The following is a 9,548-nucleotide window of genomic DNA, read 5'->3' on the forward strand; positions in this document are numbered from 1 at the left end:
GAAAAAATGGCACAAACAATCGGTTTTGATAGCGTTACGTTTGCCGTGTTAGATGAAGATGGAGCTATCGTTGGAGAACTACTTGAAAATAAAGGTGAGAAGGAGACCGGTGCAGTAGAGGCTACGATTGAGGGGATTACGGCCGAAATGAAAAAAGTATGGGCTTCGAATATAGCCGTGTATGTGGCGGCAAGCGGCACAGGCGATGTGAAATCTAAAATCACTATTTTCAACTTATTGGAAGAACAGTTCAGTTCTTTGTTAGGCTGGGAAAATGTGAATGCGCTCAAAGGTGTGTTAGGACGTGGAAAGAGTAGTAAAACACCATATGTGGCTGCAGCCCTACAATCGCAAGCTATTGATGGGGACATCATCATTTATGGTTTACCAAAAGGTAAGTTTTCGTTGAATGAGGTAGCTGTAGAAACAGGCACGGACGAAAGCGCGGAGCCAGAAGGCTATGAATTGGAAGGCGATCATTCGGCCAATACAGATGGCTTTACCTTTTTAAAATTCAAAGGTTCCAAAGAAGATGCAGCTGCATTTTTGACCTACTTATTTCCTAAAACGGCGCCTGCAGTAGAATAAAAATAGCCCATAAGAAACTAAAAATTGGAGGAGAAACACAATGACAAACAAAACGATTCAATTAGAGTTATATGATGAAAAAACGAAGGATACAAAAGTATATAAAACAGATTACCTTTCTGGAAAAATTGTTAAAAGAGCGTTAGAGATTTCTCGCGATTTAGACACAGGTGTCATTGATGAAGTTGGATTTTTAGATCAGCTGGTTGATTTCGTGACACGGGATGTGTATAAAGACAAATTCACGGAAGATGCGCTGTTAGATGGTATTCATGCGCCTAACTTAATGAATGAATTATCTCGCGTCTTTAGTGCGGTACTTGGTCGTGATGAGGCTTCGATTATTGTGAATGACCCAAAGCTCGTCCAGTAAGTGCCCAAGAAAGTCTAGACGATTTACATCGGCTATTTCATACGATGATAACGGAGCTCGGTTGGAGCTATCAAGATTGTATGGATACAGATTTGCATGATTTAGTCGATATATTGGAAGTCGTGAAGAAGAAAAAACGTCGAAAGGTCATCAGCGCGGAAGAACATTATAACCAAGCGCCAAGTTCTCTTTAACCGAATAGACGGGAAAGGAGGTAAAAATGGCTAAGCAAGGAAAACCGATTGGCTCTATGGTGATTAGCTTAGACTTAGCGTATAACAAAGCATCTTACACTAAATCACTAGCAGCGACTCAGCGAGCAACGAAAGCCGCTATGACTGAAATGCGCGCACAAATGAGTGTTATCGGTAATACTGGAACGGAAATGGATAAGTTAGCCACAAAATATGACTCCATTCAAAAAGTGATGAAAGCACAAGAACAAGAGCTTAAAATCCTGCATGAAAAATACGAACAAGCGAAGCAAAGTTATGGGGAAAATTCAAAAGAAGCTACAAATATGGCTAATAAGATTAATACAGTAGTTGCTAAACATCAAGCCATGCAAAAGTCACTGGATGCCACTAAATCATCAATGGATCACTTGAAAAGCTCTCAGAAAGAATTATCGGATGACATGGCACTTTCAAAACGTGAAAGTCAGTCACTTGCGACCAGTTATCGCGCACAAGGTCGCGAATCTGATGCGCTAAAAGTAGAGTATCAAGCGCTATCAAAAGAAATTCAAGATCGAGGACGCATGATTCAGAATGAACGGCAAAAATTGAATGCATTGATTTCTGAAAAAGGAAAGGATGCACGAGAGACCAGAGAACAAGTCATTGCTGTACGTGACTTAGAGACAGCGAATAGAGAAGCGATAACGGCTCAAAAATCTTTAGGAAAAGAAACGAAAAAATCTGGCGATCAAACGAGTTTAGCAGGCAAAGGGATGAACTTGTTTAAAGGTATCCTTGCGGCTGGTTTTGTCGTGGCTGGTATTCGAGCTGTGGCGAATGGTGTGAAAGAGGTTGTCACACAAACTTCCGAAGCTAGTCGCGAAATGAATAAATTCAAGGGCGTACTAGGCGTAACAGACAAAGAGGCAGGGAAGCTAAACAAAACAGGCCGGAGTATTTATAAATCAGGGTTTGGCGAAAGTATGGAACAAACGAATGAAGCTGTACGTGAAACAAAGTCACTCTTTTCTAATTTGGGTAATAAAGAGTTGAAACAAACCTCCAAAAGTGCGCTAAACTTAGCTAATACGTTTGATGCAGATGTGAATGAAGTATTGCGTGGCGGGCGGAACATGGCGGTTAATTTCGGACTAGAGGGAAAGAAATCGTTTGATTTAATGGCCTATGGTGCGCAACACGGGTTAGATTTTTCGAAAGAATTTTTTGATAATATCAGCGAATACAGTGTTCAATTTAAGAATGCTGGATTTAGTGCGGATGAAATGATGAATATTCTCATTGCCGGTTCTAAAAATGGGGTCATGAACTTAGATAAAGTAAATGATACGGTCAAAGAATTTGGTGTTCGGATAGGCGATGGTTCGAATACCACGGCACAAGGTATGTCCAAAATGTCTAAAAGTACCCAAGGGTTATGGAAACAATTCTTAAAAGGGAAGGCGACCAGTTCCCAAGTATTTACGGCAGTAACAAAAGACCTTGGCACTATGAAAAATGCCAATGATCGCAATAACGCTGGTGTAGCATTAATGGGGACACAGTGGGAAGACGTCGGACCCAAGGCGATATTTGCCATGGGGCAGGCCTCCACTGGTACGGTCAACGCAAAAGGATCGATGGATAAGCTGAATAAATCGGTTCAAAATAAGCAACCGTGGGAAGTGCTCAAACGAAATTCATTAGCCGCTGTCAACGCCATTGGGCAAAAAGTAGCGCCTATTGCCGGTAAAATTGGTTCGGATATGCAAGCAGCGTTTAGCAAAATAGATAAAATAAAACAAGCAATCAAAGCAATGTTTCAAGGCGATTGGGCACAAGGTGCTAGTATCCTGCACAATGTGTTGCCAGATAACGTCATACAAAACATCATTAGGGGCGTTACGGATATAAAAAAATGGTTCAATAGCTTAAAACCTACCTTTCGAGAGATTGGGGCTGCCATCAAGCCAATTATCGATGGCATTGTTGTTTTCATCCAGAGTATAGGCAAGCAACTTTCTGACTTTTGGAAAGAAAACGGTACGATGATTATGGCAGCTATCCGTAATGTTATCGTGATTGTGAAGCCTGTATTACTTCTATTAATTAGCATTATCAGCGGTATTATCGATAATATAAAAGGCATTATTCAAGGTGCTCTGAATATTATCATGGGCGTCATTAAAATTTTTGCTGGCCTATTCACAGGGAATTGGAAGAAAATGTGGGAAGGTGTCAAACAGCTCTTTTCTGGCGCGATTCAATTTGTTTGGAACTTGATCCAAATTGCCTTTGTCGGACGCATCCTAAAAGCAGGGAGAGCGTTAATTACTGGATTTAGAGGACTGATTAAAGCTCTTTGGGCCGGCGTAAAAGGGCTATTTTCTTCTGGCGTATCAGGTAGTCTTAGTTTTGTGACCAATCTGCTGAAAAAAACCTTAGGCATTGGAACGAAATTAAAAACGGGTTTTGTGAATACCATGAAGGGCCTTTGGACCGGCACAAAGAAAATGTTCTCTAATATGGTGGATTACGTTAAAAATATGCCCGGAAAAATGGCGGATGGCGTACGAAAAGCAGGAAGTAGTTTGAAGAAAGCCTTCGCAGACATTTGGAACGGTGTACTAAAAGCGGTAGGCAAGCCAGTCAATGCTGTGATTAATGGCGTAAACTGGGTACTAGATAAATTTGGTTCTAAAAAGAAAGTGACAAAATGGAAAGTACCGCAATATAAACGAGGAACAGAGGGTCATCCAGGCGGTCTGGCTATGGTTAATGATCAGTCAGGAGCCAATTATAAAGAGCTTGTAACCTTGCCAAACGGTGCATCGTTTGTTCCGAAAGCACGGAATGCCATTTTACCATTACCTGCGCGGACACAGGTCACGCCGGCAAAAGACACGCGTCAGATGGCGCGTGTGGGCATGATTCCACATTACAAAAAGGGCATTGGCGCGAAAATTTGGGATACAACAAAAAGTGTAGCAAGCAAAGCAAAAAATATGGCTTTCGATGTCTTTGACTATGCGACGCATCCATCTAAATTGATGGGGAAAATGATGGAGAAGTTTGTTCATTTTGACGGAATGAGTCATGTAGCTCTTGATCTCGGTAAAAGTATGGTAGGTAGTGTGAAAGGGGCGGTTACGTCCTTATTCAAAAAAGAAGGTGAAAACAGCGGCGGCGCGGCACCGAAAGGCACAGGTGTGACGCGTTGGGCCAGCTTAGTCAAACGGTCACTAGCGATGAATAGCTTACCGACCTCAGGAAATTACGTAAACGCATGGTTACGTCAAATCAAAAGTGAATCGGGTGGCAATGAAAAAGCGGTACAACATGGCTACACGGATGTGAACACCATTTCTGGCGACTTAGCGAAGGGGTTGTTACAAACCATTAGCGGCACATTCAACGCCTATAAATTCCCGGGGCACGGTAACATTTTGAATGGCTTTGACAACATGCTAGCAGCGATGAACTATGCAAAAAATCGGTATGGCGCGAAAGAAATGCTACAGGTCATTGGGCATGGGCATGGCTATGAAAATGGAGGTATTGTCCAACACGAAACTTTCCGAATGGCGGAAAAAAATCGCCCAGAAATGATTATTCCATTACATGCTTCGAGGCGTTCCAGAGCACAATACTTGATTCAAAAAGCGATGCAAATCGTTGGCTATGAATCGAAACCGTTAGGAAGTGCGACTCCTAAGACATCCGATGATGCTGGGTTACAGACGATGATTGGACAACTTGCGCAAAGCAATCAACAACAAGCAGAAATGATTACCTTGTTAAAAGCGCTACTGGATAAACAGCTCATTGTGGACGAGAAGGCGCTTGAACGTAGTAATACGGATCTGCTGTCTAATAAATTAATTGCTGCTCTGTATAACAAAGGAGGCGTATAGCCATGCAAAAGGAGGTCATATTATTTACACCAGAAAGCCAGACAATCTTAACGGATATGCCAGGCTTTTCTTTCTTAGAATTTTCTCGCTCGGATGCATCCATGACCGGTGGCGAGACAGAAATGGAAGGTATCGACGGACTTGTTACGTCAACTAAAAACTATGCCCCATTTACAATTGAGCTCCATTTTTTATTTGACGGTCGATTTCCAAAAGAGCTGATGTTGCGTCGACTACGTGCGATACTCCATAAACGCGAATGGTATTATGTGTATTGTTCTGTTACGCCTGGGTTAAAATATGCAGTGAATAAAGCAACATTGGAATACGATTTGGTGCATGTGGATGATTTTACGTGTACGATCACTTTTCAAGTTTTTCGGGGATTAGCACAGTCTCGCGGGTCTACGTTAAGCGATTTTACATTTTCGGAAAAATTATGGCAATTGGAGCAAGGGATAAGATTAGAGGACATATCCTATCAGTTTCAATCCAATAAATTTCAAGTATATAATGCGGGAGATATTGATGTAGATCCAAGGCGACATGCTTTCGATATTTCTATTCAGGCGAAATGCTTCAAAGAGTTCACCATGATAAATAAGACAACAAACGAAACATATATCTTTTATCCAGAATTGCGTTCGCTAGATGAATTAGTCATACAAGGGCCGTATTCCTTATTAAACGGAAATCATTGTACGAGAGATACAAACCGCAATTTAATCACGTTAGCACCAGGTTTCAATGTTTTTGAAATTAAAAACGCAAGCGCTGTCCAAGTTGGCTTTGATTTCGACTATTGGTATGTGTGAGAGGAGGTAAAATGGCATGGAAGTAATCACCGTTACAGATGTATCAGGTATGTATACAGAAATAGTGACAGGATTTGATGCTGCCTCCTTTACACATGAATGGGCGGAAAATGAAACGTGGCAAATTGATTTTGATATAGCTAAATCAGAACATAATGCTTTTGCGTTTGATTTAATAAAGGAAGAGCATACGATTTGTTTTCAAAATCAAGCGTTTGTCATAAAAAAAGTGATCTACGGCGCAAACGCAGCACAATTGTATAAAAAGGTGACGGCTTTTCATATTAGCAATACCATGCAAGATGGTTTTCAATACGATGAAAAAACAGGCACGCTCAGTGTGTTAGCATGTTTGGATTTCATTTTTTCAGGTGAATCCGGATCTATGGGGTTCACCTACACATTGTATGATCCGAATAAAGTAGTAGAGACCGTGCAGCAAGAGAATTTCGGAAATGGGAACTATTTAAAACTGGTGCAGGAAATGCTAGAAGATTATAAGTTGGTGATGGTCGCTGACAATAAACATTTAAGTTTTTATCCGGTAGAGGATTACGGAGCCTACACGGAAAATCAGATTCGTTATAATCTGAATCTAGATGGCGTAACGATGGAAGTGGATACAACTGCTTTTCGGACGCAAATCAGAGGCTATGGCAAGAAAAAAGAAGATGATACGTATTATTTTGCACCTATTACGTATACAAGCCCGTTGGCCAATCAATACGGTATTCGTATTCAAGACCCTGTGAGCGATGAAAGATATACCGTGAAGGGGAACCTAGAAAGACGCTTAAAAGATGATTTACAGGACTACCCAGCAACGACGATTACCGTCAATACAAAGCTAGCGGTACCAGTTACGCGTGGTGATTATGTGATTTTTGTGTATGAACCGATGCAGTTAAATTACGATGTGCGTGTCGTAGGCATAACAGAGTATCCATTTACAACGAAGCCTCCGACGGTCACTCTATCGAATACGAAAAAAAACATCGTGCAAATACTCGCACGCTATTTGACCAAGGAGGTAGCAAGATGAAACCACTAAAAAAATGGAAAGATTCTTTATACAGTAGTGAGAACCTAGACATTACCAATAAAAATGTGGATACACTCAATCAATTCTTCGTGAGCGATCAAGAACAAAAAGAAGTGCTTCGAAAGAGGATTGCTAACTTAATTCTGAATACAGGGAATGACGGTAATAATGAAGTCATAGATGCTCGTGTCTCTTCGCTCCAAAATAAAACGTTCGATACACTGGAAGAACGTATCAACAGTGATATCGATTATTTGTCAGATACGTTGTCTATCGTTTTATCGAATGTGACAGACACGCAGGCAATTGTGCAAGAAGTTAATGATAAGTTGAAAAAATTGTATGGGCTCGATTCAGGCACCATAGAAGTCTATGTGAATGCCGTGAAAGGCAATGACAGTGCGGGAGACGGAAGTTTTGAGGCACCATACCGAACGATTATGCGCGCATTTCAGGATATTCCACATGTATTGGATGGAAATGATGCTTATATTTTTTGCGCATCTGGCTCATATAATGAAGCGGTTGAATTTCCTCGTATTTCAGGTGGGCGCGTATTTTTACAAGCTTTAAATTATGAAACGATAGATACAACGACTTTAACGGGATGTAAGGTGTACAGTATTGTCGCTAAAGGGTTGCCTTATGTTGAAATCAATGGCTTTGAGCAGTTAGATGCTTATACGAATTATCCTACGAATTTTATTCGCATCGATAGTTGTCAGAGTGCTAATTTGCGAAGGGTACGCTTTGCAACGAACTTTCGAAATCAAACGGATCATTTTGCCCTTATCGTACATGGTTCCACAATGGTCTGGTGTTACGAATGTCGATGGGCTTATCAAAATGTGGATATTCGCTCACAATATGGATCTAACGTCATTGTAAACGAAGATTGCACACACGGCGGCAAGAGCGTCATTGGACTGGTAGGACAGATGGCTAAAATTTATAACCGGCGCTCGAATAAATTAGCATGGGAAGCGGACACAGCGACGCAAACATACCCTGGTGGCGAGTTTATTACACCAAATTAAGGAGGAGATACCATGACAGACGAACCGAATCGCGTATATAAGGACCTTAAAAGAACATTACAGGTCACGGCAGATAGTCAAGAGGCCCGGATGGTAGATTTAAAAGGAACGTTTAGTTCCTATGACACGAATGCAGCACGTCTTGTTTTTTCGCTTGTGAAAGATAGTGTTCCTTTTCCATTGGCATCACTTACTGCGAATGTTTATTTGAAAGCACCAGGATTACATGTGCAATATGCCTGCACTATTGATAAAACGTTGAGTGAGGTCACCTACATTTTATCAGAAGAGGTGCTTCAAACGAGGGGGGTTATCCTAGGCGAGCTTTATTTAAATTACAATCAAGGGCAACATTTATCCGCACATCAGTTTACGTTTAAAATAGAGCAAGCGTTGATAGATCAGGATTTAGAATATATAGATCACGTCTATATTAATGATTTAGAGGATATAAAAGAAACCTATGTAGATGGATTCGAACATTTGAAACTGGAATTGGAGAGTTCGGTGGCTGATTTACAAACCCAGACAACCCATCTAGATACCCAATTAAATGCGATGCAAGCGACACTGGACGGTATGGATATGCTAAAAAAATCGGGGGACACCGCAACGAATACCATCCAATTTGGGGGAGATACAGCTATTTCTGTCGTATCAAATTATGTGAAACATTACATCGGTGCCCAGACAAATGGCACTATCGTTCGTGTGTACTTTAATGAGACTTGGGGGGATACATTCACGGAGTATTTAGATGTTGTCGTAGGAGGGGAGGAAGTAACAAGTAGTGATGGTCGATTTATATTATCAGCGCTGACTAGTGCCTCGCCGTATGTCACGGGTTATGCTCCTCCGGGATATTTGAATACAAAAACAGAGATAGGCGGAATAGAAAAGGCGGCGCATAATACCATTACGTATAAAAGCATGTGGGACATCAAGCGTAATAAGCAAGCTATTACACTGCAAGGTGATACGAATACATCGGGTACATGGGTCTTTGACACCGTTCCTTTAGTCGGTGCGGCCCAACTAGAAACAGCAACAGCATCGCAACAGCGCGCAACCAATACACTATCGGCAAGTAAAAATTACGTGGACAGCATCGCCCCAGTGAAAGAAATAGTATGGGAAGGCGATAATTCTGGTATGCTAACCACGCCACAAACGCTAGTCAAGGCAATTACTAATTATGATTTTGTGCATATCCAATTTAAGAATTTAGGTATCGCGCAATATGATGTGACAGATTGTCAGGACAATAAAGCGATTATTATTACGCGTAGTGACACTGCAGATAGTGGCACATCCGCAACACAATATTTACGTCGTTTGAAATTCCAGTTCCAAAATAATGGAACCGAATTTGTAGGCCTGTCCGCGTTTTGGGCCTATGGAACAACGATTCAAAATGCGACGGATGTCGGGATACTAAGGATTGTCGGTATAAAATTAAAGAAGGAGGCGACATAATATGCAAATTGTATGTAGGGGAAATAATGTAGTAGTGGGATTTATTAAAGTGAACTAATTTCATAACTCCTAAGCCTTGCGGCACAAGAGATTTAAAGCAACAAAAAAGAGGAACCTCCCCATTTTT

General features: G+C 41.2%; 7 protein-coding genes. All 7 read left to right on the top strand.

Annotated features, from left to right (window positions below; all coding sequences use genetic code 11):
* Positions 1 to 6: 6 nt before the first annotated feature.
* The 7 genes from HCJ66_RS11440 to HCJ66_RS11470 all read left to right on the top strand — a co-directional run bounded on the left by HCJ66_RS11440 (position 7) and on the right by HCJ66_RS11470 (position 9,421).
* A complete protein-coding gene (locus HCJ66_RS11440; protein ID WP_187133242.1) occupies positions 7 to 588 on the top strand; it encodes a major tail protein in 582 nt (193 codons plus the stop codon).
* A 40-nt stretch (positions 589 to 628) separates the two neighbouring features.
* On the top strand, positions 629 to 961 hold the full coding sequence (gene gpG / locus HCJ66_RS11445) for a phage tail assembly chaperone G (RefSeq protein WP_187133243.1): 333 nt from the start codon (positions 629 to 631) through the stop codon (positions 959 to 961).
* Positions 962 to 1,181: 220 nt separating this feature from the next.
* Positions 1,182 to 5,051: a phage tail tape measure protein gene (locus HCJ66_RS11450; RefSeq protein WP_187133244.1), complete on the top strand. Its 3,870-nt coding sequence runs from the start codon at positions 1,182 to 1,184 to the stop codon at positions 5,049 to 5,051.
* A gap of 2 nt (positions 5,052 to 5,053) precedes the next feature.
* Positions 5,054 to 5,866: a phage tail family protein gene (locus HCJ66_RS11455; RefSeq protein ID WP_187133245.1), complete on the top strand. Its 813-nt coding sequence runs from the start codon at positions 5,054 to 5,056 to the stop codon at positions 5,864 to 5,866.
* A gap of 16 nt (positions 5,867 to 5,882) precedes the next feature.
* On the top strand, positions 5,883 to 6,908 hold the full coding sequence (locus tag HCJ66_RS11460) for a phage tail protein (RefSeq protein ID WP_187133246.1): 1,026 nt from the start codon (positions 5,883 to 5,885) through the stop codon (positions 6,906 to 6,908).
* Positions 6,905 to 7,945 carry a hypothetical protein gene (locus HCJ66_RS11465; RefSeq protein WP_187133247.1) on the top strand — a complete coding sequence of 347 codons (1,041 nt, stop codon included), beginning with the start codon at positions 6,905 to 6,907 and terminating at the stop codon, positions 7,943 to 7,945. The genes HCJ66_RS11460 and HCJ66_RS11465 overlap by 4 nt, the downstream gene beginning before the upstream one ends.
* 12 nt (positions 7,946 to 7,957) lie before the next feature.
* On the top strand, positions 7,958 to 9,421 hold the full coding sequence (locus tag HCJ66_RS11470) for a BppU family phage baseplate upper protein (RefSeq protein ID WP_187133248.1): 1,464 nt from the start codon (positions 7,958 to 7,960) through the stop codon (positions 9,419 to 9,421).
* The last annotated feature ends 127 nt before the right edge of the window (positions 9,422 to 9,548 follow it).

Source organism: Paenilisteria portnoyi, assembly GCF_014322795.1.
Taxonomy (GTDB): Bacteria; Bacillota; Bacilli; order Lactobacillales; family Listeriaceae; genus Listeria_A; species Listeria_A portnoyi.

Bases quoted from the DNA above. Each gene is read 5' to 3' on its own strand.
- gpG (WP_187133243.1), top strand. From the start codon at position 629: ATGACAAACAAAACGATTCAATTAGAGTTATATGATGAAAAAACGAAG.
- HCJ66_RS11455 (WP_187133245.1), top strand. From the start codon at position 5,054: ATGCAAAAGGAGGTCATATTATTTACACCAGAAAGCCAGACAATCTTA.
- HCJ66_RS11460 (WP_187133246.1), top strand. From the start codon at position 5,883: ATGGAAGTAATCACCGTTACAGATGTATCAGGTATGTATACAGAAATA.
- HCJ66_RS11465 (WP_187133247.1), top strand. From the start codon at position 6,905: ATGAAACCACTAAAAAAATGGAAAGATTCTTTATACAGTAGTGAGAAC.
- HCJ66_RS11440 (WP_187133242.1), top strand. From the start codon at position 7: ATGGCACAAACAATCGGTTTTGATAGCGTTACGTTTGCCGTGTTAGAT.
- HCJ66_RS11450 (WP_187133244.1), top strand. From the start codon at position 1,182: ATGGCTAAGCAAGGAAAACCGATTGGCTCTATGGTGATTAGCTTAGAC.
- HCJ66_RS11470 (WP_187133248.1), top strand. From the start codon at position 7,958: ATGACAGACGAACCGAATCGCGTATATAAGGACCTTAAAAGAACATTA.